Below are 26,221 nucleotides of genomic sequence, written 5' to 3'. Positions count from 1 at the left end.
TCGCGTCCCGGCGGTCGGGGCCCGCCGGGACGGGTAGATTTCCGGCAGGCCCGCAACAAGGAGAGGTGGCACGTTGACCAGTGCGAAATCAGCTTTCGAGCCCGAGCGTCTGACGCGGGCGCGGCAGGCGGTCGCCGCGTCGGGTCTGGGCGCGGTGTTCCTCACGCCGGGGCCCGACCTGCGCTACGTCACCGGCTACGACGCCATCCAGCTCGAACGCCTGACCTGCCTGGTCGTGCCGGCCGGCGGCGACCCGTTCCTGGTCGTGCCGCGGCTGGAGCTGCCGGCGGCGCAGGCGTCGGAGGCCGGTGAGCTCGGCCTGGAGATGGTGCCCTGGGACGAGACCGACGACCCGTTCGCACTCGTCGCCTCGCGCCTGCCCGGCGACGTGACACGCGTCGGCGTCGCCGACCGCATGTGGGCGGTCATGGCGCTGCGGTTCCGCGCCGCGCTGCCGGGCGCCGAGCAGGTCCCCGCCGGCACGGTCCTGCGCGAGCTGCGGATGCGCAAGAGTCAGGCCGAGGTCGAGGCCCTGCGGGAGGCCGGCGCGGCGATCGACCGCGTGCACCGGCTCGTGCCGGGCCTGCTCAAGGCGGGCCGCACCGAACGCGAGGTCGGCCGCGACATCGCCGAGGCGATCGTCGCCGAGGGGCACGCGGTGACCGACTTCGTCATCGTCGCCTCCGGGCCCAACGGCGCCAGCCCGCACCACGAGCTGTCCGATCGCGTGATCCAGCCGGGCGACCCGGTGGTGATCGACATCGGTGGCACCATGCCGAGCGGCTACTGTTCGGACTCGACCCGCACGTACGCGGTCGGCGAGGCGCCCGCGGACTTCCGCGCCTACTACTCCGTGCTGCAGGAGGCGCAGGCCGCCGCCCGCGCCGCCGTGCGTCCCGGCGTCACTCCCGAGGCCGTCGACGCCGCCGCCCGCGACGTCATCGCCGCGGCCGGCCACGGCGAGCACTTCATCCACCGTACGGGCCACGGCATCGGCCTGGAGACCCACGAGGAGCCCTACATCGTCGCGGGCAACACCGAGCCGCTCGACGTGGGGATGGCCTTCTCCATCGAGCCGGGCATCTACCCCGGCCCGCACGGCGCCCGCATCGAGGACATCGTCGTGTGCACCGCCGACGGTCACGAGAGCGTCAACGGCGTGACGCGCGACCTGGTCATCGTCGACGCCTGACCGGACCCCGTAGGGCGCCCCGCCGCCACCCGTGCGGCCCGCCTCGCGGCGGCTCGTACGGGCGGCGGCGAGCCTGGTTACTCGGACGTCCTACTATTTCCCTGAGATCCCTCTTCAGCGTCGAGGAGGGACGGGGAGGCGGATGGACGATGAGCCCTGCGGAAACGATCGTCGAACGCGACCTGCCGACGCCGGAGGCCCGTGATCTTCTGGACCTGACCCGCGACCTCGTCGCGGCCGAACTCGCGCCGCGGGCCGCCGCCGAGGAGGAGGCCGGGCGGTTCCCCCGCGAGGTCTTCCGCACGCTGGGCCGCGCCGGGCTGCTCGGCCTGCCCTATCCGGAGGAGTACGGCGGTGGCGGGCAGCCGTACTCGGTGTACCTGCAGGTCATCGAGGAGCTGGCGGCCGGCTGGCTCGCCGTCGGCCTGGGCGTCGGCGTGCACACGCTCGCCTGCTTCCCGGTCGCGCGCCACGGCACGGCCGAGCAGCGCGAGCGGTGGCTGCCGGACATGCTCGGCGGGGAGACGCTCGGCGCGTACTGCCTGTCCGAACCCCACTCCGGCTCGGACGCCGCCGCGCTGACCACCCGGGCCGAGCGCGACGGCGACGTCTACCGGCTGACCGGCACCAAGGCGTGGATCACCCACGGCGGCCGGGCCGACTTCTACACGGTCTTCGCCCGCACCGCGCCGGACAAGAGTCGCGGGGTGTCCTGCCTCCAGGTCGCCGCGACCGGCGAGGGGATCCACGCGGCGCCGCCGGAGCGGAAGATGGGCCTGCGCTCCTCTCCCACCGCGCAGGTGAGCTTCGACGACGTGCGGGTGCCCGCCGGCGACCTGGTCGGCGAGGAAGGCCAGGGGTTCCCCATCGCGCTGGCCGCCCTCGACGGCGGCCGCCTGGGCATCGCGGCGTGCGCCGTCGGGGTCGCCCGCGCGGCGCTCGACACGGCCGTCGCGTACGCGCGTGAACGCCGGCAGTTCGGCCGGCCCATCGGGGAGTTCCAGGGACTGCGGTTCCTGCTCGCCGACATGGCGACGGGCGTCGAGGCGGCCCGGGCGCTGTACCTGAGCGCCGCGCGACGCCGCGACGCCGGCCTGGAGTACGGCACGCAGGCCGCGATGGCCAAACTGTTCGCGACCGACACGGCGATGCGCGTGACCACCGACGCGGTCCAGGTGCTCGGCGGCTATGGCTACGTCAGGGACTTCCCGGTCGAACGCTATATGCGCGAGGCGAAGGTCCTGCAGATCGTCGAGGGCACCAACCAGGTTCAGCGCGTCGTCATCGGCCGCGCCCTGACGCGCTCGACATAACGATCCCTTCACGAAGCGCGTACTCCGACGGGATGTCTTGCGGCCTTCGTGAGGGCGGGGTAGGACTCTGGCACGCGTTCTATTCCGCGTGCCGGGATATCGGTCTGAGGAGGCGCGGTGGCAGAGGTCGTGCTGGCCGGGGTCGGCAAGGTGTATCCGGACGGCACTCGTGCCGTCGACGATCTCAGTCTGAACATCGCTGACGGGGAGTTCCTCGTTCTCGTGGGGCCGTCCGGCTGCGGCAAGACGACGGCGTTGCGGATGGTCGCCGGGCTGGAGGCGATCTCCGAGGGCACGGTGAGCGTCGGCGGCCGGGTGGTCAACCGGGTGCCCTCACGCGACCGCGACGTCGCGATGGTCTTCCAGAGCTACGCCCTGTATCCGCACCTTTCGGTCCGGCAGAACATCGGGTTCGGGCTCACGCTGCGCAAGGTGCCCAAGGCGGAGATCCGCAAGCGGGTCGAGGAGGCCGCCCGCACGCTCGGCCTGGAGGACTACCTCGACCGCCGGCCGCGCAACCTGTCCGGCGGCCAGCGGCAGCGTGTCGCCATGGGCCGGGCGATCGTCCGTGAGCCGCGGGCGTTCCTGATGGACGAGCCGCTGTCCAACCTCGACGCCAAGCTGCGCGTGCAGATGCGGGCCGAGATCGCCCGCATCCAGCGCGACCTGGGCGTCACCACCATCTACGTCACCCACGACCAGACCGAGGCGATGACCCTCGGCGACCGGGTCGCGGTGATGAAGAAGGGCGAGCTGCAGCAGGTCGCGCCGCCCCAGGAGCTGTACGACCGGCCGGCGAACCTGTTCGTCGCCGGGTTCATCGGCTCCCCGGCGATGAACCTCCTGCGGGGCGAGCTGACCGGCACCGAGACCGACCCGCGGCTCAGGATCGGCGGGCAGGAGCTGCGCGTCGGCCCCGAGGTCCTGGAGCGGAGGCCCGCGCTGCGCGAGCACATCGGCCGCTCCCTCGTCGTCGGCATCCGGCCCGAGGACATGGAGGACGCCCGGCTCAGCGAGGCGACCGAGGGCAACCGGCTCACCTCGACCGCGGAGCTGGTCGAGGCGATGGGCTCCGACGTGCTCGTGCACTTCGGGCTGGAGGCCTCCACGGTCGTGACCGAGGACACCAAGGAGCTCGCCCGCGACGCCGGCACCGACGTGCTCGGCACGCTCGAGACGCCGCACACCGTCGTGGTGGCGCGCTTCAGCCCCCGTACGCAGGTCCAGGTCGGCGACTCCGTCGAGGTGCGCGTCGACACGACCCGGCTGCACTTCTTCGATCCGGAGACGGGCGCGTCGATCTGGGGCGACGCGTCCGCCGCGGAAGCCCCCGTCCCGGCCGGCGAGGAGGCCGGTGACGAGGCCGGCGACTGAAGCCGTCGCCGGTGGACGCGAGCGTGCGTCCATATCCGGGCAACGCAGGAATGCCGGTGTTCGGGCTCCCGGCCGGGCGTCACGGTAGGTTCTAGGCGTGGAGGACATCGACCGGCAGATCGTCGTACTGCTCGCGGGCGACGGTCGCATGAGTTTCACCGACCTGGCGCGCGAGACGGGCCTGTCCGTGTCCGCGGTCCATCAGCGGGTGCGCCGCCTGCAGAAACGCGGTGTGATCAAGGGATACTCCGCGGTCCTCGACCACGAGGCCGTCGGCCTGCCGCTCACCGCCTTCGTCTCGATCAAGCCGATCGACCCGGCGGCGCCCGACGACGCGCCGGAGAAGCTCGCCCACCTCGACGAGATCGAGGCCTGCCACTCGGTGGCCGGTGAGGAGAGCTACATCCTGAAGGTCCGGGTCACCTCGCCGGGCGCGCTGGAGGAGCTCCTGCAGCAGATCCGGGCCGCCGCCAACGTCTCGACCCGCACGACGGTCGTGCTGAGCACCCCGTACGAAGGCCGCCCGCCCCGCCTCTGAACAGGTAGATCGTGTCCCTGTGGCGGTCCTTCTATGCGAAGAATCCCACGTGATGACACGGACTCGCCACAAGCCTTCCGCGCCGGTGCGATGCGCAGGGCATACGGACTCCGGCCGTTCGTAGTCGTCGCCTTCGGGCCCCGCGGTCGCGAAGGTGTACCGCATGTCTTCGCGGATGCGCCGGGGCACGGCCTCGGGTTCAGGGGATTGGCTGCTGATGTTCCTGCGGGCGAGGGACTCCCCGCCCGGCCGGCGGTACGGGATGGCGACGGGGCCGGGGGAGTGGCTTCTGGTCTTCCTCGAGGCCGCCCGCCCGGCGGGCCGGTTCGTCGCCACGGGGCTGGAACCGGTACGGGCCAAGGGAGCGTGATGGTCGCCAGAATGCTGTTCGCCGCGCTGCTCGGCGCACTCATCGGGGGCGCCGAACTGGTCGGCAGATACCAGGACAAGCCGGCCGCGGCGGTGTTCTCGCCGTCCGGCCTGCTCTACATCGCGGTCAACGCCTCGGCCTCCACCGCGGCGCTGATCACCGCCGAGGCGATGGGCTGGGGCTTCGCGCTGCCGGCCGGCGCGCCGGCGATCGGCGGCTCGGTCGCCCAGGTCATGGCCGCCGCGGTGGGCTCCGCGGCGATCTTCCGCTCCTCGTTCATGATCGCCCAGGACAAGGGCGTCAGCATCGGCCCGATCCTCCTGCTGTCGGGGCTGCTCAAGATCGTCGACGCGGCGATGGACCGCAAGCGCGCGCTCAGCCGCCTGTCCACCAACGACCTGGCCGGGCTGTCGTTCGCGGGCGACCACGCCGCGCTGGCCGAGCTCTGCAGCCACGCCATCCGGCGCTACGAGCTGGCGGAGGCGCAGCGCCTCGGTGAGCTCGCCGCCGACCTGCGAGCGCGCGACGACCTCACCGACGCCGACAAGCTCGACTGCTTCGGCCTGGAGCTGAGCCGGCTGGTGGGGGAGCGGGCGCTGCGCAAGGCGGCCGAACGCCTGCGCGACCGGCCGGAGCTGGCGGAGGCGCCCGCGCCCGCACCCGCCGCCGTCGTCGAAGAGGTGGTGACGGCCGCCTCCACGAGCGGCGAGGAGGAGAGCGAGTTCGCCTCACGGCTGGGTGGGAGCAGACGGCTGGCGCGGCGTTCGGAATACTGAGTGCCACGTCGCGACCGCCGCGGCGGCGCGGAGGGAGGCGTCTCATGGTACGACCGGGCAAGGTGGGGGAGATCGCCCAGTCGGTCAAGCCCCGGCTGCGCGGCTGGCTTCACGCCGGCACGTTCCCGGTCGTACTGGTCGCCGGCCTGCTCCTGGTGGCACTCGGCCCGACGCTGTCCGCTCGCCTCGCCGCCGCCGTGTACGCGCTGACCTCGGCTCTGCTGTTCGGCGTCTCCGCGATCTACCACCGGGGACACTGGTCGGAGCGGGCCGAGGCGGTGCTCCGCCGGTTCGACCACGCCAACATCTATCTGATCATCGCGGGCACCTACACGCCGTTCGCGCTGCTGGCCCTGCACGGCACCAGCCGCACGCTCGTGCTCGCGGTGATCTGGATCGGCGCCGGGGCGGGCGTGCTGTTCCGCATCGTGTGGGTGGGCGCGCCGCGCTGGCTCTACACCGCCCTCTACGTCGGGCTCGGCTGGGTGGCGGCGGGATTCATGCCGCAGTTGCTGGACGGGGCCGGGGTGCCCGCGCTCGTGCTCGTGTGCGCGGGCGGCCTGCTCTACAGCGCCGGCGGCCTGGTGTACGGGCTGCGCCGGCCGGACCCCTCACCGCGCTGGTTCGGCTTCCACGAGGTGTTCCACGCCTTCACCGTCGCGGCCTATGTCGCGCAGTACATCGCCGTGTCGTTCGTCGTCTACCGGGCGGTGTGACGCTCACTCGACGGCGAGGCGGGTGAGCCACTCGCGCAGCAACGCCGACTCGGCCTCGCTGAGCGTGCGCGGCGTGCGGCCCTCCAGGGCCGCCGTCAGCGCGATCGCCATGCCCGACACCGACGACGGCCGCTCTTCGGGCTGGTCGGTGGTGACCGCGGCGAGGATCGCCTCGCGCGTTCGCGGTGACAGCTCGGGATCGGGCTCGTCCCCGGAGATCAGCTTGAGGGTCACGCCGACACTGGCGGCGTGGAGCATGTCCGCGGCGGCCCGGACCGGCACTCGCAGCCGGCCGGCGCGGGCGACCGCCTCGGTCTCACCCAGCAGGATCTGGTATCCCTCCCGCGAGGCGGCGGCGCGCCGGCCCGCGCCGTGCATGAGGGCGTAGAAGGCGGGATGGGTGAGGCCGAACTCCACGTGGGCGTCCCAGCCGCGGCGCAGGTCCTCCACCGGGTCGCCGCTGGAGGGCCGGGATCGCTTCCCCTCCAGGTAGCGGTCGTAGCCGTAGGCGACGACCGCGTCGAGCAGGCCGTCCTTGTCGCCGAAGTGGTGGTAGAGAGTCGGGGCGCCGACGCCCGCGGCCGCGCAGACGGCGCGGGTGGAGATCGGCGCGCCGCCGGACTCGGCCAGCAGCTGTGCGGCGGCGTGCAGGATCCGCTCTCGGGTACCGATGTCGCTCACGAAGACAATGATGCCCGCGTGCCGGTGGCGTCCGACTCGCCTGTATCGTTGCTCTATCAGTCCCTATATCGCCGTTTTCAAGGAGAAGTCATGCGAGAGCGCACCCTGGGATCGCTGACCACTTCGGCGCTCGGCCTGGGCTGCATGAGCATGTCCGGCATGTACGGTCCGGCCGACGAGACCGAGAGCATCGCCACCATCCACGCCGCGCTGGACGCGGGGATCACGCTCCTCGACACCGGCGACTTCTACGGCATGGGCCACAACGAGATGCTGATCCGCGACGCCCTGCGCGACCGCGATCGCGACCAGGTGACGATCAGTGTGAAGTTCGGCGCCCTGCGCGACCCCGGGCAGAACTGGGCCGGCTATGACGGCCGGCCCGCGGCGGTCCGCAACTTCCTCGCCTACTCCCTGCGCCGCCTCGGCACCGACCACATCGACGTGTACCGGATGGCCCGGGTGGACCCGGCCGTGCCGATCGAGGACACCATCGGGGCGATCGCCGAGATGGTCCAGGCCGGTCACGTCCGTCACATCGGGCTGTCCGAGGCCGGCCCGGAGGCGATCCGGCGCGCCGCCGCCGTCCACCCGATCGTCGACCTGCAGATCGAGTACTCCCTGCTGTCGCGCGGCATCGAGAAGGAGATTCTCCCCGTCTGCCGCGAGCTGGGCATCGGGATCACCGCGTACGGCGTGCTGTCACGCGGCCTGCTGTCGGGCCACTGGACCCGGGACCGGCAGGTGGGGGCGGACGACTTCCGCGCCCGCGGCCCCCGGTTCCAGGGCGAGAACCTCGACCACAACCTCGCCCTGGTCGAGGCGCTGCGCGGCGTGGCCGAGAGCCGCGGCGTGTCGGTGGCCCAGGCCGCCATCGCCTGGGTGCTCGCGCGTGGGGAGGACATCGTGCCCCTGGTGGGCGCCCGCACCCGCGAACGCCTGAACGAGGCGCTGGGCGCCCTGGACGTCGCGTTCACCGAGGAGGACCTGGCCGCCGTCGAGCAGGCCGTCCCGGCCGGTGCGGCCGCCGGCGACCGGTACCCCACCGCCCAGATGGCGCACCTGGACAGCGAGCGCTGACCCGGGCTCATCGCCACCCGGCCACCGGGCTCGTACCGGGGTGAACGTACGGTCGGGTGGCCGGGCGCAATATCGTTTTCGGCATGAGCACACATTTTGACGTCGTCGTCCTCGGCGCGGGGCCGGGCGGGTACGTGGCCGCGATCCGGTCCGCCCAGCTCGGTTTGAAGACCGCGATCATCGAGGAGCGCTACTGGGGAGGGGTCTGCCTCAACGTCGGCTGCATCCCCTCCAAGGCCCTGCTGCGCAACGCCGAACTGGCGCACATCTTCACGCGCGAGGCGAAGACGTTCGGCATTCAGGTCGACGGTGAGGTGCGGTTCGACTACGGCGAGGCGTTCAAGCGCAGCCGTACGGTCGCCGACGGGCGCGTCAAGGGCGTGCACTACCTCATGAAGAAGAACGGCATCACCGAGTACGAGGGCCGCGGGTCCTTCACCGACGCGAACACCATCGTGGTCAACGGTGAGGAGATCACGTTCGGCAACTGCATCATCGCCGCCGGCGCGAGCGCGCGGCTGCTGCCCGGCACGACGCTGTCCGAGCGCGTCGTCACCTTCGAGGAGCAGATCCTCAGCGACAGCCTGCCGGAGAGCATCGTCATCGCCGGCGCGGGCGCCATCGGCGTGGAGTTCGCGTACGTCCTGGCCAACTACGGCGTCAAGGTGACGATCGTGGAGTTCCTGGACCGGCTCGTCCCGTTGGAGGACGAGGAGGTCTCCAAGGAGCTGGCCAAGCGCTACCGCAAGCTCGGCATCGACGTGCTCACCTCCACCCGCGTCGAGGGCATCGACGAGACCGGGCCGAAGCTGCGCGTCACCGTCTCCAAGAACGGCGAACAGCAGGTGCTGGAGGCGGACAAGGTCCTGCAGGCGATCGGCTTCGCCCCCAACGTCGAGGGCTACGGCCTGGAGAACACCGGCGTGAAGCTGACCGAGCGCGGCGCGATCGACGTCGACGCCCGCTGCCGTACCAGCGTGGAGCACATCTACGCCATCGGCGACGTCACCGCGAAGCTGATGCTCGCGCACGCCGCCGAGGCGATGGGCATCGTCGCGGCCGAGACCATCGCCGACGCGGAGACGATGGAGCTGGACTACGTCATGATCCCGCGTGCGACGTACTGCCAGCCGCAGATCGCCAGCTTCGGCTGGACCGAGGCGCAGGCGCGCGAGAAGGGCTTCGACGTCAAGGTCGCCAAGTTCCCCTTCACCGCGAACGGGAAGTCCCACGGCCTGGGCGACCCCGGCGGCTTCGTGAAGATCCTCAGCGACGGCAAGTACGGCGAGCTGCTCGGCGCCCACCTCATCGGTCCGGACGTCACCGAGCTGCTGCCCGAACTGACTCTCGCCCAGCAGTGGGACCTGACCGTCCATGAGGCGGCCCGCAACGTCCACGCCCACCCGACCCTGGGCGAGGCCGTCAAGGAGGCCCTGCACGGCCTGGCCGGCCACATGATCAACTTCTAGCCGCCGCGCCGTACGCCGACGTCGCCGTGCCGGGGGTCACCCCGGCACGGGTTCGCCCCGCCGCTCTGGACGGCGCGGCCTCGGGCGGGGCCGGTCAGCCGAGGAAGAGGCTGAGCAGGAAGGCGAGCAGGAACAGGAGTATTCCAGCGCCGAAACCGCCGAAGATGACGGCGAGCGTGCCACGCACGATCTTGGCCAGCAGGTCGCGCTCGGGCGGCTCGGGCTCGGGGCGACGAGGCCGGTGCGGGGCGCGAGCCGGGGGTTGGTGCGGGCTACGAGCCGGAGTTTGGTGCATGATCTGCCCTCATCCATCGGTGCCGGGCGCCGGCGAGTCGGTGTCCGCGGTGCGGGGTCGGCGACACGGGACGTCGCGGGGCCGACGGACCTGAACTTTTACTTCACTGTAGAGGATGTGTGGCGGCGATGATCGCCAAGGGTCCGGATTCGACCGAAGGCGCCGCGCCGCCCCGGATCCCGCGACCGACGCCGCGGGGGGTGTCCGTGGCCGCGCGGTCATGCCGCCATGCGCCGGCCGGCCACGGCACGCCAGCCGAACATCGCCAGCCCGAGAAAAACGAGCGCGACGAGGACGAAAGTGGCGGCGATTCCCTGACCGGAGACGGCGCGCAGCGCCATCCCGGCGGCGACGGTCGCCAGCCAGACCCCGGCACCGGTCGCCAGGAGCGCCGCGGGACGCCGCCAGCCCCGCGTCACCAACCAGCCGATCAGGAGGCCGGCGAGGAACGGCCACGCCGTTTTCGCCGCCCCGGCGAGCGTCTCGCCTTCGCTGTGACTGGCCCGTCCGATCAGGACGAACGCCAGCACACAACAGAGGTCGAGGACCGCCGCGGTCACCATGCGCATGGGTCCCAGGGTAGTGTGCGCGGCCGCGTCCCGCCCGACCCACCGGGCGGACATCCGGCAGGCTCTGAGGTCGCCTTCGGCATCCGCGTGGGCCATGGTCGCCGCCGGCCCGCTCGCCGGGGCCGCGGGGAGGTCCCGCCATGGCGTTGTACGGGCCGGTGGGCGCCGCCGTCACCTCGCGCCGGGCCGCGGGCCCGTACGAGCACCCGGCGCGGCCTCGCGGGGATCTCAGGGGACGAGCTCTTTGACGAGACGGGTGGTCCCGTCGGTGCCGGGGAGTGATGCGCGCCGGTATCCCTCGCTCTCGTACAGGCCGATGTTGTAGCGGCTGCCGGTGCCGGTGAACAGCACGATGCGACGGCACTTCGGCTCGGCGGCCGCCTCGGCGCCGCGGAGCAGCCAGCGCCCGATGCCTCGGCCCCGCAGGTCGGGAACGACGCCGAGCCGGCCCACATGCCAATCGGTTTCGGTGCGCCGGGCCCGCACCATGCCCAGAAGCCGGCCGTCCAGCCACAGGCCCGTGGTGTGCCAGGCCGCCAGCCAGTCGCGTACCTGCTCCGGCGACTCGTGCAGGGCGGGGACGGCCGAGGCGTCGTTGGCGATGGCCTCCTCCACCCAGCAGCACCGCTGCAGGACGGTGACCTCGGGAGCGTCGTCGGGGGTCAGTCGCCGCACGTAGGACCCCGGCAACGGTCCGGGCGGCGCTCCGGCCGCCGACCGCTCGCGCATCGGCCGTAGGGCATTCGCCACGCGGACGAGTTCGTCCAGGACGCCGACGGCCGCTCCCGCGAGAGCGGTGTTCGGACTCAGCGTCCCATTCTGGGTCGCGTCACCGATGCGGATCGCCACCGTCGCGCCCAGCGGCACCAGACGCAGGGTGGTCACCACCTGCTTGGCGTGCTGCACGGACCGGGTGCCCGCCGAGGTGTTGCCGTAGCTGACGAAACCGACCGGCTTCCAGGCCCACTCGCGACTGAGGTAGTCCAGCGCGTTCTTCAGGGTCGCGGGCATCCCGTAGTTGTACTCCGGCGTCACGACGATGAAGCCGTCCGCCGCGTCCACGATCGCGCTCCACTGCCGCGTGTGCTCGTGCCGGTAGACACCCGACGACGGATGCTGCTCTTCGTCGAGGAACGGCAGATCAAGGTCGCCGAGGGCCACCGGCACGAGTTCGACGCCGAGCTCCAGGGCGCGAGCTGTGATCGTCTCGATCATCCACTCTCCGACCGTCCGGCCCAAGGCGCCGGGGCGAGTGCTGCACACCACGACGAGGACACGCACCATTTTCGTTGACATGGAAACGAAGGTTAGGCGGTATGTTGTTTACATGTCAAAGAGATTGCCGGCGGAACCCGTACGATGGCTGAACCCGGACGAGGAGCGAGCGTGGCGGGCCTTCCGCCGCATGGTGATCGCCGTCCAGACGGGCACGGCGCGCGATCTGGCGTCCGCCGGACTCTCTGAGCCGGACTACGAGGTGCTGAGCACGCTGTCGGAACGCCCCGACCACACCAGCACCCTGCACGAGCAGGCCGCCAAGATGGGCTGGTCCCGCAGCCGCCTGTCCCGGCACGCCACCCGGATGGAGGCCCGCGGTCTCCTCGAACGCGCACCCGACCCGGCCGACGGCCGAGGCTGCCTCCTGGTGCTCACCGAGCAGGGGCTGGACACGTTGAAGAGCGCCGCTCCCGCCCATCTCGCGTCGGTCCGCCACCATTTCGTCGACCGGCTCACATCCGAGGATCTCGCCACACTGGAAGAACTCGCCCGGAAGCTGGAGACACCCGGTTGAGACACGCCCCAGCACCCGGCCACCCGGCCACCCGGGCACGACAGCCGCGCCACCGCCGTACCCACCGGGGACCGGCGACGGACTTCACCGCGCTTCCACCGGCCGCCCCCAGACGCCAAGATCGCCCGTTCCCAGAAGTTGAGCCCCACCTGCGCGTGGGTTCGGACGGGTGTGGGGCCCGCCCGCCGTGCCGGCTGGGCGGCACGGGTCGGACGCCGGCCGGGCGCAGGCACCGGCCGGGACGTCGGCGGCGACCGGGATGCCCACGGCGGCCGGAATGCCCGCGCGGCGGCCGGGGCGTCGGCGGCGACCAGCTCGCCGCGCAGGCCTCCACCGACCAGCCGACCTCGCGGTGTCGTAGTTGGGTTCAGCGATGGCTCCGCCGCGAGGCCATCGTGGCGGCCGCGCCGCCTGGGCGCCCACCGCTTGCGCCTGCCTGGGCGGCCGCCGCGAGCCCGGCCGCTCCCACCCGGAGCAGGCCACGTCCGGACGGCATGGGTGCGGTCGGCGCAGGGCGGCCTTCCCAGGGTCCCGATCCCTGCGCGAGTCACCTACCGACCGGGCTGGGCGGCGGCCGAGACCGGACCCGCGTCGTCGCCGCGCGGCCGCACGCTGGGAAGGGCGACGCCGTGGTTCGGGCACCGCCGTGGTTCGGGCGCCGCCAGCCGGCGGCGCGACCTCCTAGCGCAAGACGCGCCGTGGCCGACGCCGGTTTCCTGCCCGGCAGACGTCTTGGCCGGCGGAGCGGCGCCGACATGGTGTCCGGCGCGATGACTCAGGCGGCGGCAACGCTCTGGGCGGCGACCTGCGGCGACTGGGGACATGCGGAAATGTCCTCCAACCGGCCCGATCTCATTGTCCTGCGTCGTTCCGCGCCCGGGGAAGACGCGACAACACAGTGTGGACGACGCCGGGACCGCCGCCCGCCGAGGTCACAGGCCGGCGGGGCTTCGGGCGTAGAAGGCGAGAAGGCGCTCGTGGGCCTCCGGGGGCGCGCCGGCGTCGTCCAGGCCGAGCAGGGCCGCGCCGAGGACCGGCGGGGCGTCGACGACGATGAGTTTGGCCTGGGGCGCGATGCGGGAGAAGCGCTCCTGGATCGCGGCCATGAGCAGTGTGTCGCGGGCGGCCAGCACTCCGCCGCCGAGGACGACCTCCACCGGGGAGTTCAGCAGGTCCAGCCGCCGCAGGACGACCGTAGCCAGGGCGCTCACCTCGTCGGCCTGGCGTTCGACCAGGCGGGCCGCGACCTCGTCGCCGGACGCCGCGACTTTGAGCAGGACGGGGGCCAGCTCGCCGAGGCGCTCTTCGGAGATCTCGCCGAAGTGGATGCCCAGGCCGACCTCCAGCGCACTGGAGGCGCCGAAGTGCGCGGCGACGGCCTCGGCGAGCGCGGTCTTCGGGCCGCGGCCGTCCTCGGCGCGTACGCCGTGCCAGAGGGCCTCCTCGCCGAGGTGGTGGCCGCCGCCCCAGTCGCCGGTCACCCGGCCGATCGAGGGGAACCGGGCGATCTGCCCGTCGGGGCCGACGCCCGCGCAGTTGATGCCCGCGCCGCACACCACGGCCACGCCCCACCGGTCGGTGACGCCCGCGCGCAGCAGGGCGAAGGTGTCGTTGCCGACCCGGACGCTGCGGCCCCAGTTGCAGGCCGTGATGATCCGGTGGAACTCCTCTTCCTCCTCCGGCAGGTCCACGTTGGCCAGGTACGCCGAGACGTGGTCGGCGACCGGCCACGGCGCGGTCAGGCCGGCCGCCTCCAGCGCGCGGGTGACCGCGTCGGTCAGGGCCGCCACGGCGGTCTCGACGCCGTCCGCGACGGGCCGGAAGCCGCCGCCGCGTACGGTCGAGCGGATCTCGCCGCCGGTGGTGAGGACCACGACGTCGGTCTTGCTGTTCCCGCCGTCGATCGCGACGATCACGCGCTCACCGCCCAGGGCAGGTGCGCCGCGTTCGCCGCGACGAGCCGGTCGGCCAGGTCGGTGGCCGTGCTCACCTGCCCGATGAGCGGATGAGCGAGCAGGGCGTCCGTCACCCGGTCGACACCTCCTTTGAGCGCCGCCTCCAGGGCCAGCTCCTCGTACGCGGTCACGTGGGCGATCAGGCCGGCGAACAGCGGCTCGACGGGGTCCACCGGCAGCGGGTCGGCACCGGTCGCGGTGACGCGGGCCGGGACCTCGATCACCGCCTCGGGCGGCAGGAACGGCAGCCGGTCGCTGTTGCGCACGTTGACGACCTGCACGTCGCCGCGGTCGGCGTACAGGGACGCGACGAGGTCGATCGCGGCCTCGGAGTAGTACGCACCGCCGCGCCGCTCCAGGAGCTCCGGCTTGGTGTCCAGTGCCGGGTCGGCGTACATCCGCAGGAGGCGTTCTTCGATGGCGGCCACCTCCTCGGCGCGCGACGGCGCATCGAGTTGCTGCGCCACCACCGCGTCGTGTTCGTAGAAATACCTAAGGTAGTAGGACGGTACGACACCGAGGCGCCGAAGGAGAGCCGAAGGCAGGCCGATGTCGGCCGCGAACTCCTCGGCGTGCTCGGCGAGCAGCCTCGGCAGCACGTCCTCCTCCCCGAGGTGGACGCTGCGTTCCCAGGTCAGGTGGTTGAGGCCGATGTGGCCGAGCCGGATGTCGCCGGGCGGCACCCCGAGCGCGCGGGCGAAGTGCCGTTGGAACCCGATCGCCACGTTGCACAGGCCGACGGCGCGGTGTCCGGCGTCCAGCAGCGCGCGGGTGACGATGCCGACCGGGTTGGTGAAGTCGACGATCCAGGCGTCCGGCGCCAGGCGGGCGACCCGTTCGGCGATGCGGAGGACCACCGGGACCGTGCGCAGCGCCTTGGCGAGCCCACCGGCGCCGGTCGTCTCCTGGCCGACGCAGCCGCACCCGAGTGGAAGCGTCTCGTCCACGCGCCGGGCGGCCTGCCCGCCGACCCGCAGCTGCAGCAGGACCGCGTCGGCGCCCTCCACGCCCTCGTCGAGGACGGTCGTCGTACGGATCACGCCCGGGTGGCCGTACCGCGCCAGGATCCGGCGGGAGAGCGCCCCGACCGGCTCCAGCCGGCGCTCGTCCGGGTCGACGAGGACGAGCTCGGACACCGGCAGCGTGTCGCGAAGCCGGGCGAGGCCGTCCACGAACTCCGGCGTGTACGTCGAGCCTCCGCCGACCACGCACAGCTTCATCCCTTCACCCCCGTCAGTGTCACTCCCTGGATGAACACCCGCTGCGCGAGGAAGAACACCACCATCACCGGGAGCACCGTCAGCAGGGTCGCGGCCATCGTCAGGTTCCACTCGACGTGGTGCGCCGCGCGGAACGTCGACAGGCCGACCGCCAGCGTCCACGAGTCCGGTTTGGTGTAGATGAGCGGGCCGAAGTAGTCGTTCCAGGCGTAGAAGAACTGGAACAGCGCGACCGCGGCGATCGCGGGCCGCGCCATCGGCAGCACCACCCGCAGCATCGCGGCGAACTCCCCGCAGCCGTCGACCCGCGCCGCGTCGGCGTACTCCGCCGGGATCGTCACCAGGAACTGCCGGAGCAGGAAGATGGAGAACGCGTCGCCGAACAGCATCGGCAGGATCAGCGGCCACAGCGTGCCGGTCAGATGAAATCGCGCCCATACGATGTACATCGGCACGATCGTCACCTGCGGCGGCAGCATCATCGTGGTGATGACCAGCACGAACGCCAGCTTGCGCCCGCGGAAGCGGAACCGCGCCAGGGCGTAGGCGACCGGGATGCTGGAGACGAGCATGAACGCCGTGGCCAGCACCGCGTACAGCAGCGTGTTGAGCAGCCAGTGCAGCATCACGCCGTGGTCGGTGGTCAGCGCCGTGCCGAAGTTGGACCAGTGCCAGCTTCGCGGCCACAGCTCGCCCGTGAGGGTCTCGTTGCTGCTCATCACGGCGGTGAGGAACATGAACACCAGCGGCGCCAGGAACATGATCGCCAGGGCGATCGCGATCGCGTGGGTCGCCACCCAGTACAGGATCCGGCGGCCCCGCCTCCGCGTCCGGCGCCGGGCCGGCGAGCCGAGGGCGGGAGCGCGCCGCGTCGCGAGCGTCGTGCCGGTCATCGTCGTCCCTTCAGTCATCGTCGCCGAACGCGTGGAACCGGCGGAGCAGGATCAGCGTGAAGAACATGGCGACGACGAACAGCACGAGCGCGAGCACGCACGCGTAGCCCATGTTGAACTGCTGGAAGCCCTCGTTGTAGAGCGTCTGGGGGAAGGTCAGCGAGGCGCCGTCGGGATAGCCGGGAGCGGTGGTGGTGCCGGCCTGGTCGGCGTTGCCCTGGGAGGCGTTCGCGGCGACCATCGCCTGGGTGAAGTACTGCAGGGTCTGGATGACCCCGGTGACGACCGAGAACATCAGCACCGGCGAGATCGTCGGCAGGGTGATCCGGCGGAACCGCTGCCAGGCGTTCGCGCCGTCGATGGCCGCGGCCTCGTACAGGGACGTGGGCACGTCCAGCAGCGCCGCCAGCAGGATGATCATGACGTCGCCGATGCCCCACAGGGCGAGCAGGGTCAGGCCCGGCTTGGTCCAGTCCGGGTCGTTGAACCAGTCGGGCAGGTGGATGCCGATCTTGGCGGCGATGCCGTTGACCGGCCCGGTGCCGGGATTGACCACGAACACGAACGCGACGGTGGCCGCGACGGGCGGGATCAGGAACGGCAGGTAGAAGATCGACCGGAGGATGTTCCCGCCCCGCTTGATCCTGGTGAGGAGCTGGGCGAGGGCGAGGCCGAACAGCACCCGCAGCGGCACCATCACCACGACGAGCCAGAGTGTGTTCTTGATGGCACGCCAGGCGTACGGGTCCTTGAACAGGAACCTGTAGTTGGTCAGCCCGACCGGCGTGAGCTGGAACAGGTTGTAGCGGAAGAAGGAGAAGTAGACCGTGGCGGCGAGCGGGTAGGCGAAGAACAGCGTGAAGCCGAGCAGCCACGGCGACAGGAACGCCAGCACCCGGAGGCGGTGCCGGCGCCGCGCCCGCGACGCCGGCGCCCTCCTGGCCGTCAGTGCGGCGGCCATCAGCCGCCGGCCAGCTGAAGCGCGTCGTTCACCTTCTTGTCCAGGCCCTGGAGGCCTTGCCGAAGGTTCGTCACCTTGCCGGGCTCCCACTGCTCCTGCACGAAGCTCTGGAACTTCACGATGAAGTCGCCGCCGTTGATGGTGGAGGGGATGGTCGAGCTGTTCGGGTTCTTGAACACGTCGAGGAACGTCTTGAACTGCGGCGGGAGGTCGAGGTTCGGCGAGGCCAGCGCGGGGATGGTGCTGGGCACGTTGCCCAGGCCGTTGGCGAAGGTCACCAGCGCGTCGGTGTCGGTGGTCAGGTACTTCACGAACTCCCAGGAGGCCTGGGCGTGCCGGGCGCCGCGCGGGATGCCGATGATGGTGCCGGTGACGAACCCGCCGCCGTAGGTGTTCGCGCGGGCGTCGTCGACGGGCGTGGGCGTGGTCGCGTACTGGACCTTCGGCGCCTCCTGCTGGAGGAACTTGGTGCGCCACTCGCCGTCGATGGCCATCGCCACCTTGCCCTTCTCGAAGGGGTTGGAGGCCTCGAACTCCTGGCCCATCGAGTGGATGAACTTCTTGACGTTGTCGTAGCCGTACCAGTCGAGCAGGCCCTTCTCCCACTGCAGGTACTTCGTGAAGGCCGGGTCGGCGGCGAAGTCGGCCCGCCCCTGGGCGGTCAGCCAGGTCGCGCCGAAGCTGGGCCCGGCGATGTGCTCGGGCACGTGCTCGTAGTAGGTCTCCGACGGAATGAAGCCGGCCACCTTGATCGTGCCGTCGGCGTTCCGCACGGTCAGCTTCTTGGCCAGGGCGGTCAGCTGGCTGATCGTCTTGGGCGGCGGGTTGCCCTTCATCAGCGCCTTGTTGCTGTAGAGGGCGTAGTCGTCGGCGAGCAGCGGCAGCGTGCACCGGTCGCCGCGGTACTGCGTGTAGTCCTGCACCGCCTTGGGGAACAGGTTCAGGTCGACCTTGTCCTTCTTCAGGTACGGCGTCAGGTCCTGCAGCGCGCCGCTGGAGCAGAACTGCCCGACGTTGTTGGTGGAGAAGGACGACACCACGTCGGGCGGGTTGCCGCCGCGGATCGCGTTGAGGATCTTGGTGTCGTCCTGACCCTTGACGAGCTTGACGGTGATGTTGGGGTGCAGCCGGTGGAAGCCGGCGATGGCGTCCTCGAAGGCCTTCACCTCATGGGGTGCGCTCCAGCCGTGCCAGACCTCGATCGTCTGCGGCGCGTCGGCCTTGGGGCCGCCGCTCGCGGGTGACTGGCCGCCCGCGGTGCACGCGGTGGCAGCGGCGGCGGTGATGATCGATGCGGTGATGAGCCGCCATGGTCGTGGGGACACTCCGGTCTCCTTCGGGCGCCGGCCGTACGCGGCCGGGGGTTAACGGACGGTGCTGGAGAAGAGCTCCTCGCGTGTTTCCCCGAGTGCGAGGTGCAGCGCGCCGGCCAGGACGGGGTTGCCGTCGACCGAGCTGAGCCGCAGCGGCGGATGCGGGATGGTCATGGTGTGCAGTTCACGCTCCACGAGGGAGCGAAGCGGTTCGCCGCCGGCGAGGGGCACCTCGCCGGCGAGCACGATGAGTTCGGGGTCGAGCACGCTGACGATGGCGGCCAGGCCGGTCGCCAGGCGGGTGGCGAGCTCCTCCAGGCCCGCCCGGGCCCGTTCGTCGCCGTCCTCGTACGCCTCGCGCGCCCGTCGTACGATCTGGTCGGCGCGTCCGCCGCGGAAGCCGTGCTCGCGCAGCAGCCTGATCACGGCGGGCGCGCCGGCGACGGCCTGCAGACCGCCGGTGTTGGCGCGACCGGGCTCGCGGATGATCGGCGCCGAGGCGACCGGCATGTAGCCGACCTCTCCGGCGCCTCCGGTGGCACCGCGCACGAGCGTGCCGCCGAGCACGATCGCCATGCCGATGCCGGCGCTGACCCACAGCAGCACGAAGTCGGCCGTGGCGGTGGCCTGGCCGTGCGCGAGTTCGGCCATCGCCACCAGGTTGACGTCGTTCTCCACGGCGACCGGCACGCCGAGCCCCTCGCGCAGCCGGGTGAGCAGGTCCGGGATGTGCCAGCCGGGCAGGTGGGAGGCGTAACCGAGCCGCTCGGTCCGCGGGTCGACCGCGCCGGGCACCCCGATGACCACGCGGTCGACCCGGTCGAGCCCGGCGTCCGCCATGGCCCCCTCCACGGCCGTGCGCGCCCGCGCGATCGCGTCACCGCCGGACGGTCCCGGCGTCGGCAGCTCGAAGCGGCCGGTCACCGTGCCGGTCAGGTCGGCCGTGCAGGCGCGGATCTGCGCGCGGCGCACCTCCAGCGCCGCGACGTGCGCGGCGGAGGCGTTGATGCGGTACAGCTCGGCGGTACGGCCGGGGCCGCCCTCGCGGATGCCGTCGGCCACGACCAGGCCGGCGTCACGGAGCCGGGTAAGCAGCTGGGAGGCGGTCGGCTTGGACAGGCCGGTGAGCGTCCCGATCTCCGGGCGGGTGAGGGGACCCCGTTCGAGCAGCACCTTCAGTGCGGCGCGGTCGTTGATGGCGCGCAGCAGCCTCGGGGTGCCCGGCGTGCCCGGGCTGGACGTGGACACGGCGACTCCGGCGGGAGCAATGGCGTTAGGAAACTTTCCTAACGTGCCGGTGAAAGTAGGACCGCCGGAGGACGCCGTCAAGACGGCCGGCACGCAGTGTTATCAAGCCGAGACCGTGTCCGGCGGCGCTTCCGGCGGGTATGAGCGGGCACAGACGACGCCGACGCGTGCCTCGGGGGTCATGACGCCGCCTGAGGTCCACGGCCGGGTTCGTGGCCGGCCGGATGAGGAGGCACGCTGACGGTCATGTCCGAATCACCGCTTCTGCTCGCGCTCGATCTCGCCGGTACCTTCGCGTTCGCGCTCAACGGTGCCATCACGGGCCTGCGCGCCACCCGGCTCGACATCGTCGGGGTGCTGACGCTCGGCATGATGACCGCCCTCGGCGGCGGGGTCCTGCGCGACACCCTCATCGACGCGCTGCCGCCCGCGACGTTCCGATACTGGCCCTATCTCGTGGTGGCGGCGGGCGGCTCGCTGGTCGCGTTCTTCCTCAGCCGGCCGCTGCGGAGGCTCGCCCCGCACATCGAGCTGTTCGACGCCGCGGGGCTGAGCCTGTTCTGCGTCACCGGGGCGACCAAGTCCCTGCAGTACGGTCTCGCCGTCGCCCCGGCCGTCATCCTGGGAGCCGTCACGGGCGTCGGCGGCGGGACGATCCGCGATGTTCTCGTCCGTCGCGTCCCCACGGTCCTCACCAGTGGCCTGTACGCCATCCCCGCCCTGGTCGGCGCGGCCGTCGCCGTGGCGGCGGTACGCGCAGGTGTCTACGGTCTTCCCGCGGCGCTCGGGGCCGCCCTCGCCTGTTTCCTGATCCGCGTCGCGGGCATCCGGTACAACCTCAACGCCCCTGTCGCCCCCGAGACGAAGGACCGGCAATGACGGCCGTGTGGCCGCGTCGCGCTCGTCAGGCGAGGATGAAGCGGGTCTTGCCGAAGGTGACCTCATCGCCCGGGCGTACGCGCGTGGGTGCGACGATGCGGTAGCCGTTGACGAGCGTGCCGTTCATCGAGCCGAGGTCGGACAGCAGCCAGTTGTCCCCGGCACGGCGGAGTTCGGCGTGCACCCGGGAGACGCTCAGGTCGGTCACGACGAACTGGCAGCCCGGCGCGCGGCCGATCAGCAGGCGCGACCAGTCGTGCGGGGGGAGGGCGAAGCGCGGCAGGCGCGGCGCGCGCCAGGCGGCCTCCAGGCGTGCGGTCATCGACGACAGTGAGGTGACGGCTCCGGTGAGACCGCGGACCAGGCGGCTGGCCGGGGGCAGGTCGCTGACGAGCGCGGTCAGCTCCGCGTTGCTGCGGGCCCGCAGCGCCGACTCGACGCGCCGTTCGAACGTCTCATGCGACAGTCTGCCCTCCGCGACCCTCTCGCGTAGCTCGCGGAGTACACGATCGCGATCCGCATCCGAGGCGCGTGCCGGAAGCCCTGCCATGAGATGAGTATCCGGACCGGAAAGTGCTGTGTCCAGTACGCGACGGAGTGTCCAGGTAGTGCGCCCCCAACGCTGATGATCTACAACGTAAAGGCCATTCGCTCTTTCGGTCGTGGCTGCTGCGGAAAGTTCGGCGAATGGCGCATTCGCCGGGCCTGTGACCGATTAAGTGGTGACCGGCGGCACCAGGACGGCGGGCCGATCGACAGGGGAGCGGATGAAGCGTACGCAGGCCGGCATGTTGGTGATGGCCGGAGCGGCGGCCCTGGTGGCCGGGGGAGTGGCGACCAACCAGGTCGTCGCCGGCGCCGGCGTCAGGTGGACCTGGGCGTACCTGGCGCTGGGCTTCACGGTGCTCGGCTCGGTGCTCTCCCTGCACATCTCCCGGTCCGAGGCCCCGCCCGGCGCGGTGGAACGCTGGATGCTCGGCCGCCGGCGTACGTATCTGCGGCAGCTCCGGGCCTCGGTGGCCGACATGGAGACCATCGGGGTGGTGACGCACGGCGAGTTCGTGCTGCGGATGCGCCAGGTGTACGTGGACGTGGCCCTCCGGCCCCGCCCGCCGCAGGAGACCGAGCGCGACTCGGGGCTCGGTCCGGTGGCGCCGCAGCAGGCCGGAGCGCGACGGCCGTTGCAGTCGTTCCTGGGGGAACGCCGGGTCTTCGCGGTGATCGGCGCCTCGGGGTCGGGCAAGACCACGCTCGCCCGGCACACCGCCCTGGCGATGTGCGGTCGGCACTGGAGGTTCTGGCGCCGGCGGCAGTTACCGGTACTGCTCTACCTGCGCGACCACGTCCGGTCGATCCTGGCCGAACAGCCGCCGTTCCTGCCGGACGTGGCGAGTTCGGCCGGGTGGCTGGACGGCCGGATCCCGGCGAACTGGCTGGGCACGCGGCTGGACAAGGGCCGGTGCGTGATCCTGCTGGACGGCCTGGACGAGATCGCCGACGACCGGGATCGCGCGACCGTCGTCCGATGGATACGCCGGCAGATCGAACGGTATCCCGCGAACACCTTCGTCATCACCTCCCGGCCGCACGGCTACTCCTCCAATCCGCTGCCCAACGCCGACGTGCTGCAGGTCCAGCGCTTCACCGCGGAGCAGATCTCCGAGTTCCTGCACCACTGGTCCTACGCCGTCGAGTGCCGCGCGCGGAACCGGTCGGGCGGGCCGGTGCGGGCCGCCGCCCGCCGGCAGGCCGACGACCTGTTGCGCAAGCTGAGGAGTGGCCCGGCGATGTACGAGCTCGCCGCGAACCCGCTGCTCCTCACCATGATCGCCAACGTGCACCGCTACCGGGGCGCGCTGCCGCGCAGCCGCGCGGACCTGTACTCGGAGATGTGCGACGCGTTGCTCCACCGGCGTCAGGAGGCCAAGAACCTCGCCGACGCGACCGGCCTGGAGGGTCCCAAGAAGGTGCGCGTCATGCGTCACCTGGCGCTGCGGATGATGCGCGAGCGGACCCGCGACATGCCCGCCGCCGACGCCGAGGACCTGATCCGCGGGCCGCTGCGGCACGTCACCGGCCAGGAGGGGCTCACCCCGGCGATCTTCCTTGAGGAGGTCCGCAAGAACGGCGTGCTCGTCGGCGGCGAGCACGGCGCCTGCGGCTTCGTCCATCTCAGCCTGCAGGAGTACCTGGCCGCCGCCCACATCCGCGCCGAGCCCGCCGAGCACCTGCACCTGCTCACCGAAGGCGTCAACGATCCGTGGTGGCGGGAGACCACGCTGCTGTGGGCCGCGGGCAGCAACGCGACACCGGTCATCGACGCCTGCCTCGCGTCCGGCACCATCGACGCGCTGGCGCTCGCGTTCGACTGCGCCGATGAGGCGCTGGAGATCGACCCCGGCACCCGGGCCCGGCTCAACCGGCTCCTCACGGCGGCGGACGTGCCCGCCCGCGACGACCCGGCGGCTCGCCGGCGGCTGCGGCTCATCGCCGCCGTGACCGCCTCGCGCGGCCTGCGGGAGATCGTCTGGCACGGCACCGCCGCGGTGTGCGCCCAGCCGGTCTCCCACGACCTGTACCACCTGTTCGTCCTGTACGAGCGCGGGGCCGGACGCCACACTCCGCCGCCACCGCGCGGCGAAGGCGCCACCGGACGCTCCCCGGCCGTCGGCATGTGGGCCGACGACGCGGCACGTTTCGTGGGCTGGCTCAACACCCTGCTCGACGAGGGCCCCACATACCGGCTGCCCGCTCCGGCCGAACTCGCCCATCCCGACGCCACCCTGACGCCCGTCCTCGGCCGGCACACCGTCTGGGCCGGTGAACGCCGCGTCGTGCTCCACCGGCCGGACCGGGTTCCGTGGCCCTACACGCCGGCCCGGGAGCGGCTCGGCGGCTACCCCGGTACGGTCCTGGAGGCGATCCGGCCGGCGTTGCGCCTGGCGCGGATCCCGTGGCCCGTCCCCGACCGCGACCTGCACCATCTCCTGGCCTACACGCGTGCCTTCGCCCCTCACCTCCGCGCCGATCCGCTCGAGCCGTCGGCGATCGAGTGGATGATGACGGTGGATCGCGCCCGTGATCTCGCCGGCGTCATCGACCTCGTGTTCGACCTGGCCGCGGACCTGCAGCACGTCCGTTACGTCCGTTCCGGCCCCGAGGTGGTCAACATCGTGTTCGCCGTCGCGATGAACCTCGGCACCGCGCTCTGGCGGGAGCTGTCCGCAGGACATGACCTCGCGCTGGTCCTCGATCGGGCCACCGCCGGCGGTCGCCAGGGCAAGGGGCTGGAGCCCGCCGTCGCGCACGCCCACGCGCTGGCCGGGGATCTCACCTACGCCCTGAGCCGGCCGGATCCGGGCGTCACGCCTCTCATGCGCCACCGCATCCGCGACCTGAGGCGCGCCCTCGCCGTACATCACGGCACGGACCTGGCGCACGACCTCGAGCGGTGCCGCGACCAGGCGCGGGCGTACACGCGGGCCCTCGACCGCGCCGACGCGCGGGAGCGGGCGGCCGACCTGCCGCTCCAGGCGTTCCGCGGCGCGCACCGGCTCGACCGCGACCGGGCCCGGCGCCTCGACCTCGACCTGCCGCCGTACCGGGACACCGCCCACGACTCCGCCGTCGTCCGCGCCCGCGACCTCACCCGTCATCTCCTCGACCTCCTCGGCGGCGACGACGCCGAACACGACCTGGAGCGCCGGCGCCGGATCACCGACTCCGCGGCCCGTGCCCGTGACCTGGGCCGTGCGCTGAGCCGCGACCTGAACCGTGCCCTCGCCTGCGACATCGCCCGCGGTCTCGCCGACCCGGACCTGCTGCCCGCCATCGTCCCCGCGGCCGGTGCGCTCCTGCGCCAGTGGCCGAGCCCGCCGCGCGGCGCCAAGGCCGGCGACGGCCAGGCGCGCACCTCGTTCGAGCGGTTCGTCGCCAAGCTCCTCGGCGGATCCACCGCGGAGACCGCGCGAGGCGCCGAGGACCCGGGCGGTGAGATCCGGGAGGTCCTGCGGCAGCTGTCGGACGACCCGGCCCGTGCGGAGGTACGGGAGATCCTGGTGCGCGCCCACGCCGTGGCCGCCCCGATCCTCGATCGCCGGGCTCCGTTCGACGAGTCCGCCCTGGCGGTCGCGGGGACCGGGCTCCTGGCCGCGATCGCCCTGCTGCAACGGCAGCAGGAGAGGGACCTCGCGGGGCGGCTGGCCCGGGCCCTGGGCACGCTGATCGTGCTCGCGGACCGGCGGACGGCCGCCTCCGCCAACCAGATCATGCTCCTCGTACGGGCCTGAACCGCGAGTTGATCTACAATGTAAAGGCGGTGGGCCGTGTCACGCCGAGGTCCAGCGGACACGGACCTCGGCGGGCTTGCGGAACACCAGGCCACGCGGCCCGTCGGTGTGTTCCAGGCGCAGGCCGGGGAGCCGGAGCAGGGCGCCCAGCGCGGTCGCGGTCTCCAGGCGGGCCAGGTGCGCGCCGAAACAGAAGTGCGGGCCGCGCGCGAACGACAGGTGCCGGTCGGCGTCCTCGCGGCGTATGTCGAAGCGGTCCGGGTCGGCGAAGACGGCCGGGTCGCGGTTCGCGCCCGCGATCGAGACCCGAACGAGGTCGCCGGCACGGATGTCCGCGTCGCCGAGCCGCACGTCCCGCACGGCGTACCGGTCCACGACCGAGGCGGCCGGCTCCATGCGCACCGACTCCTCGATGGCGCCGGCGAGCAGCGCGGGGTCCTCGCGCACCAGCGCGAGCTGGTCCGGATGGCCGAGCAGGTGCGCCGCCGCGTTCGTGATCATCCCTTCGGTGGTGTCGATGCCGCCGAACATCAGCACGGCGGCGTCGGCGACGACCTCGGCGGAGGTCAGGCCCTCGGGCCGTGCGGCCACCTCGGCGAGCAGCGAGGACGGCCGCCCCTCCTTGATCGCCTCCTCGACCCGCGCACGCAGCAGCCCGTACGCCTCGGGCACCACGGCCTCCTCGCCGGCGGTGATGGCCGACACGCCCGCGACGAGCGCCTCGTACCACGACCGGATGGTCGCGGCGTCGGTGTCGCCGAGCCCCAGCGCCTCGGCGACGACCGCGACCGCGAGTGGCCCGGCCAGCTCGGCGCGCAGCTCCGCCCGCCCGGCCGGCCGCAACGCGCCGACCAGCCGGTCCACCTCGGCGGCCACGAACGCGGTGAACCGCGCCCGCGTCTCGGCGGGCCGGAAGGTACGGGCGAACGGCTCACGGTGCCGAGTGTGCGCCGGCCCGTCGAGGGAGAGCATGCTGGGCCCGATGAGCCGCGCGGTGGAGAAACGCGGATCGTCCACGGTGTAGGTGCGGGCGTCGCGCATGACCTCGCGGGCCAGGTCGTGCCGGGTGACCAGCCACCCGCCGAGCGCGGGCAGCCAGGAAACGGGCTCGGCGGCCCGCAGCCGGGCGAGCAGCGGATGCGGGTCGATGGTCAGCTCGTCGACGGTGGCGCTCGCGCCGATGGGATGGCTCACCCAGGTGACGTTACGGCCTACGAGCGGACGAAACGGACAGCGGGTCCCTCCTGTCCACGGCCGGCCCGGCGGCCATCGTCGCTCGGCGATGGCGGAAATCGTCA

General features: G+C 72.2%; 24 protein-coding genes. 12 read left to right on the top strand and 12 right to left on the bottom strand.

Annotation, left to right across the window (positions count from 1 at the left end):
- The first annotated feature begins 73 nt into the window (after positions 1 to 73).
- From QSK37_RS22840 to trhA, 7 genes are all read left to right on the top strand, one after another.
- Positions 74 to 1,192: a M24 family metallopeptidase gene (locus QSK37_RS22840; RefSeq protein WP_285624587.1), complete on the top strand. Its 1,119-nt coding sequence runs from the start codon at positions 74 to 76 to the stop codon at positions 1,190 to 1,192.
- A 149-nt stretch (positions 1,193 to 1,341) separates the two neighbouring features.
- Entirely contained in the window at positions 1,342 to 2,505 is a 1,164-nt protein-coding gene (locus QSK37_RS22835) for an acyl-CoA dehydrogenase family protein (RefSeq protein WP_285624584.1), read from the top strand.
- A 117-nt stretch (positions 2,506 to 2,622) separates the two neighbouring features.
- Positions 2,623 to 3,879, top strand: coding sequence for an ABC transporter ATP-binding protein (locus tag QSK37_RS22830; protein WP_285624581.1), 1,257 nt, complete (start codon positions 2,623 to 2,625; stop codon positions 3,877 to 3,879).
- Positions 3,880 to 3,976: 97 nt separating this feature from the next.
- Positions 3,977 to 4,417, top strand: coding sequence for an Lrp/AsnC family transcriptional regulator (locus QSK37_RS22825; protein WP_285575425.1), 441 nt, complete (start codon positions 3,977 to 3,979; stop codon positions 4,415 to 4,417).
- A 163-nt stretch (positions 4,418 to 4,580) separates the two neighbouring features.
- Positions 4,581 to 4,787, top strand: a complete 207-nt coding sequence (locus QSK37_RS22820) for a hypothetical protein (protein ID WP_285575426.1) — start codon at positions 4,581 to 4,583, stop codon at positions 4,785 to 4,787.
- The gene (locus QSK37_RS22815) at positions 4,787 to 5,563 is read left to right on the top strand and encodes a hypothetical protein (protein WP_285575427.1); all 777 of its coding nucleotides are present in this window, start codon (positions 4,787 to 4,789) and stop codon (positions 5,561 to 5,563) included. Before QSK37_RS22820 ends, QSK37_RS22815 begins: the two co-directional genes overlap by 1 nt.
- A gap of 44 nt (positions 5,564 to 5,607) precedes the next feature.
- A complete protein-coding gene (gene trhA / locus QSK37_RS22810) occupies positions 5,608 to 6,279 on the top strand; it encodes a PAQR family membrane homeostasis protein TrhA (protein ID WP_285624579.1) in 672 nt (223 codons plus the stop codon).
- Between the two features lie 3 nt (positions 6,280 to 6,282).
- Here the strand turns inward: trhA and QSK37_RS22805 are convergent, their stop codons facing one another.
- Positions 6,283 to 6,960, bottom strand: a complete 678-nt coding sequence (locus QSK37_RS22805; RefSeq protein WP_285624577.1) for a TetR/AcrR family transcriptional regulator — start codon at positions 6,958 to 6,960, stop codon at positions 6,283 to 6,285.
- 90 nt (positions 6,961 to 7,050) lie between these two features.
- On the opposite strand from QSK37_RS22805, the gene QSK37_RS22800 reads away from it, so the two are divergent.
- Positions 7,051 to 8,040 (top strand): aldo/keto reductase, encoded by a 990-nt coding sequence (locus tag QSK37_RS22800; protein WP_285624574.1) that lies wholly within the window; start codon positions 7,051 to 7,053, stop codon positions 8,038 to 8,040.
- Between the two features lie 83 nt (positions 8,041 to 8,123).
- Entirely contained in the window at positions 8,124 to 9,509 is a 1,386-nt protein-coding gene (lpdA, locus tag QSK37_RS22795) for a dihydrolipoyl dehydrogenase (RefSeq protein ID WP_285575440.1), read from the top strand.
- Between the two features lie 94 nt (positions 9,510 to 9,603).
- Here lpdA and QSK37_RS22790 read toward each other — a convergent pair whose 3' ends face one another.
- The 3 genes from QSK37_RS22790 to QSK37_RS22780 form a co-directional block, all read right to left on the bottom strand.
- Entirely contained in the window at positions 9,604 to 9,804 is a 201-nt protein-coding gene (locus tag QSK37_RS22790; RefSeq protein ID WP_285624571.1) for a hypothetical protein, read from the bottom strand.
- A gap of 218 nt (positions 9,805 to 10,022) precedes the next feature.
- Complete coding sequence (locus QSK37_RS22785; RefSeq protein ID WP_285575444.1) at positions 10,023 to 10,373, bottom strand: DUF3054 domain-containing protein; 351 nt, start codon at positions 10,371 to 10,373, stop codon at positions 10,023 to 10,025.
- A 228-nt stretch (positions 10,374 to 10,601) separates the two neighbouring features.
- Complete coding sequence (locus QSK37_RS22780) at positions 10,602 to 11,669, bottom strand: bifunctional NAD(P)H-dependent oxidoreductase/GNAT family N-acetyltransferase (RefSeq protein ID WP_285624569.1); 1,068 nt, start codon at positions 11,667 to 11,669, stop codon at positions 10,602 to 10,604.
- A 31-nt stretch (positions 11,670 to 11,700) separates the two neighbouring features.
- Here QSK37_RS22780 and QSK37_RS22775 point away from each other — a divergent pair, with 31 nt between their 5' ends.
- Entirely contained in the window at positions 11,701 to 12,165 is a 465-nt protein-coding gene (locus QSK37_RS22775; RefSeq protein WP_285624567.1) for a MarR family winged helix-turn-helix transcriptional regulator, read from the top strand.
- Between the two features lie 932 nt (positions 12,166 to 13,097).
- On the opposite strand, the gene QSK37_RS22770 is transcribed toward QSK37_RS22775, so the two are convergent.
- The 6 genes from QSK37_RS22770 to QSK37_RS22745 are packed head-to-tail and all read right to left on the bottom strand — an operon-like array spanning position 13,098 to position 19,755.
- Positions 13,098 to 14,081 (bottom strand): N-acetylglucosamine kinase, encoded by a 984-nt coding sequence (locus tag QSK37_RS22770; protein ID WP_285624565.1) that lies wholly within the window; start codon positions 14,079 to 14,081, stop codon positions 13,098 to 13,100.
- A complete protein-coding gene (locus QSK37_RS22765; protein WP_285624562.1) occupies positions 14,078 to 15,340 on the bottom strand; it encodes a 6-phospho-beta-glucosidase in 1,263 nt (420 codons plus the stop codon). The genes QSK37_RS22770 and QSK37_RS22765 overlap by 4 nt, the downstream gene beginning before the upstream one ends.
- Positions 15,337 to 16,233, bottom strand: a complete 897-nt coding sequence (locus tag QSK37_RS22760) for a carbohydrate ABC transporter permease (protein WP_285624559.1) — start codon at positions 16,231 to 16,233, stop codon at positions 15,337 to 15,339. The genes QSK37_RS22765 and QSK37_RS22760 overlap by 4 nt, the downstream gene beginning before the upstream one ends.
- 10 nt (positions 16,234 to 16,243) lie before the next feature.
- Positions 16,244 to 17,194 (bottom strand): carbohydrate ABC transporter permease, encoded by a 951-nt coding sequence (locus QSK37_RS22755; RefSeq protein WP_285575459.1) that lies wholly within the window; start codon positions 17,192 to 17,194, stop codon positions 16,244 to 16,246.
- A complete protein-coding gene (locus tag QSK37_RS22750) occupies positions 17,194 to 18,519 on the bottom strand; it encodes an extracellular solute-binding protein (RefSeq protein ID WP_285624557.1) in 1,326 nt (441 codons plus the stop codon). The genes QSK37_RS22755 and QSK37_RS22750 overlap by 1 nt, the downstream gene beginning before the upstream one ends.
- 39 nt (positions 18,520 to 18,558) lie before the next feature.
- Positions 18,559 to 19,755, bottom strand: a complete 1,197-nt coding sequence (locus QSK37_RS22745; protein WP_285624556.1) for an ROK family transcriptional regulator — start codon at positions 19,753 to 19,755, stop codon at positions 18,559 to 18,561.
- Between the two features lie 246 nt (positions 19,756 to 20,001).
- Here QSK37_RS22745 and QSK37_RS22740 point away from each other — a divergent pair, with 246 nt between their 5' ends.
- A complete protein-coding gene (locus QSK37_RS22740) occupies positions 20,002 to 20,634 on the top strand; it encodes a trimeric intracellular cation channel family protein (protein WP_285624555.1) in 633 nt (210 codons plus the stop codon).
- 25 nt (positions 20,635 to 20,659) lie between these two features.
- Here QSK37_RS22740 and QSK37_RS22735 read toward each other — a convergent pair whose 3' ends face one another.
- Positions 20,660 to 21,184 carry an FHA domain-containing protein gene (locus QSK37_RS22735; protein WP_285575467.1) on the bottom strand — a complete coding sequence of 175 codons (525 nt, stop codon included), beginning with the start codon at positions 21,182 to 21,184 and terminating at the stop codon, positions 20,660 to 20,662.
- A 217-nt stretch (positions 21,185 to 21,401) separates the two neighbouring features.
- Here QSK37_RS22735 and QSK37_RS22730 point away from each other — a divergent pair, with 217 nt between their 5' ends.
- Positions 21,402 to 24,923 carry an NACHT domain-containing protein gene (locus tag QSK37_RS22730; protein WP_285624552.1) on the top strand — a complete coding sequence of 1,174 codons (3,522 nt, stop codon included), beginning with the start codon at positions 21,402 to 21,404 and terminating at the stop codon, positions 24,921 to 24,923.
- A gap of 39 nt (positions 24,924 to 24,962) precedes the next feature.
- Here the strand turns inward: QSK37_RS22730 and QSK37_RS22725 are convergent, their stop codons facing one another.
- Positions 24,963 to 26,117: a cytochrome P450 gene (locus QSK37_RS22725; RefSeq protein WP_285624549.1), complete on the bottom strand. Its 1,155-nt coding sequence runs from the start codon at positions 26,115 to 26,117 to the stop codon at positions 24,963 to 24,965.
- Positions 26,118 to 26,221 lie beyond the last annotated feature (104 nt).

This window comes from Actinoallomurus iriomotensis (assembly GCF_030269445.1).
Taxonomy (GTDB): Bacteria; Actinomycetota; Actinomycetes; order Streptosporangiales; family Streptosporangiaceae; genus Actinoallomurus; species Actinoallomurus iriomotensis.
The sequence above is the reverse complement of the archived record's forward strand: the minus strand, read 5'-3'. Positions and strand labels throughout refer to the sequence as shown.

Excerpts from the sequence above, each read along its gene's own strand:
- QSK37_RS22835 (WP_285624584.1), top strand. The coding sequence starts at position 1,342 with ATGAGCCCTGCGGAAACGATCGTCGAACGCGACCTGCCGACGCCGGAG.
- QSK37_RS22820 (WP_285575426.1), top strand. The coding sequence starts at position 4,581 with ATGTCTTCGCGGATGCGCCGGGGCACGGCCTCGGGTTCAGGGGATTGG.
- QSK37_RS22815 (WP_285575427.1), top strand. The coding sequence starts at position 4,787 with ATGGTCGCCAGAATGCTGTTCGCCGCGCTGCTCGGCGCACTCATCGGG.
- trhA (WP_285624579.1), top strand. The coding sequence starts at position 5,608 with ATGGTACGACCGGGCAAGGTGGGGGAGATCGCCCAGTCGGTCAAGCCC.
- QSK37_RS22800 (WP_285624574.1), top strand. The coding sequence starts at position 7,051 with ATGCGAGAGCGCACCCTGGGATCGCTGACCACTTCGGCGCTCGGCCTG.
- lpdA (WP_285575440.1), top strand. The coding sequence starts at position 8,124 with ATGAGCACACATTTTGACGTCGTCGTCCTCGGCGCGGGGCCGGGCGGG.
- QSK37_RS22790 (WP_285624571.1), bottom strand. The coding sequence starts at position 9,804 with ATGCACCAAACTCCGGCTCGTAGCCCGCACCAACCCCCGGCTCGCGCC.
- QSK37_RS22785 (WP_285575444.1), bottom strand. The coding sequence starts at position 10,373 with ATGCGCATGGTGACCGCGGCGGTCCTCGACCTCTGTTGTGTGCTGGCG.
- QSK37_RS22780 (WP_285624569.1), bottom strand. The coding sequence starts at position 11,669 with ATGTCAACGAAAATGGTGCGTGTCCTCGTCGTGGTGTGCAGCACTCGC.
- QSK37_RS22775 (WP_285624567.1), top strand. The coding sequence starts at position 11,701 with ATGTCAAAGAGATTGCCGGCGGAACCCGTACGATGGCTGAACCCGGAC.
- QSK37_RS22765 (WP_285624562.1), bottom strand. The coding sequence starts at position 15,340 with ATGAAGCTGTGCGTGGTCGGCGGAGGCTCGACGTACACGCCGGAGTTC.
- QSK37_RS22760 (WP_285624559.1), bottom strand. The coding sequence starts at position 16,233 with ATGACCGGCACGACGCTCGCGACGCGGCGCGCTCCCGCCCTCGGCTCG.
- QSK37_RS22755 (WP_285575459.1), bottom strand. The coding sequence starts at position 17,194 with ATGGCCGCCGCACTGACGGCCAGGAGGGCGCCGGCGTCGCGGGCGCGG.
- QSK37_RS22740 (WP_285624555.1), top strand. The coding sequence starts at position 20,002 with ATGTCCGAATCACCGCTTCTGCTCGCGCTCGATCTCGCCGGTACCTTC.
- QSK37_RS22735 (WP_285575467.1), bottom strand. The coding sequence starts at position 21,184 with ATGGCAGGGCTTCCGGCACGCGCCTCGGATGCGGATCGCGATCGTGTA.
- QSK37_RS22730 (WP_285624552.1), top strand. The coding sequence starts at position 21,402 with ATGAAGCGTACGCAGGCCGGCATGTTGGTGATGGCCGGAGCGGCGGCC.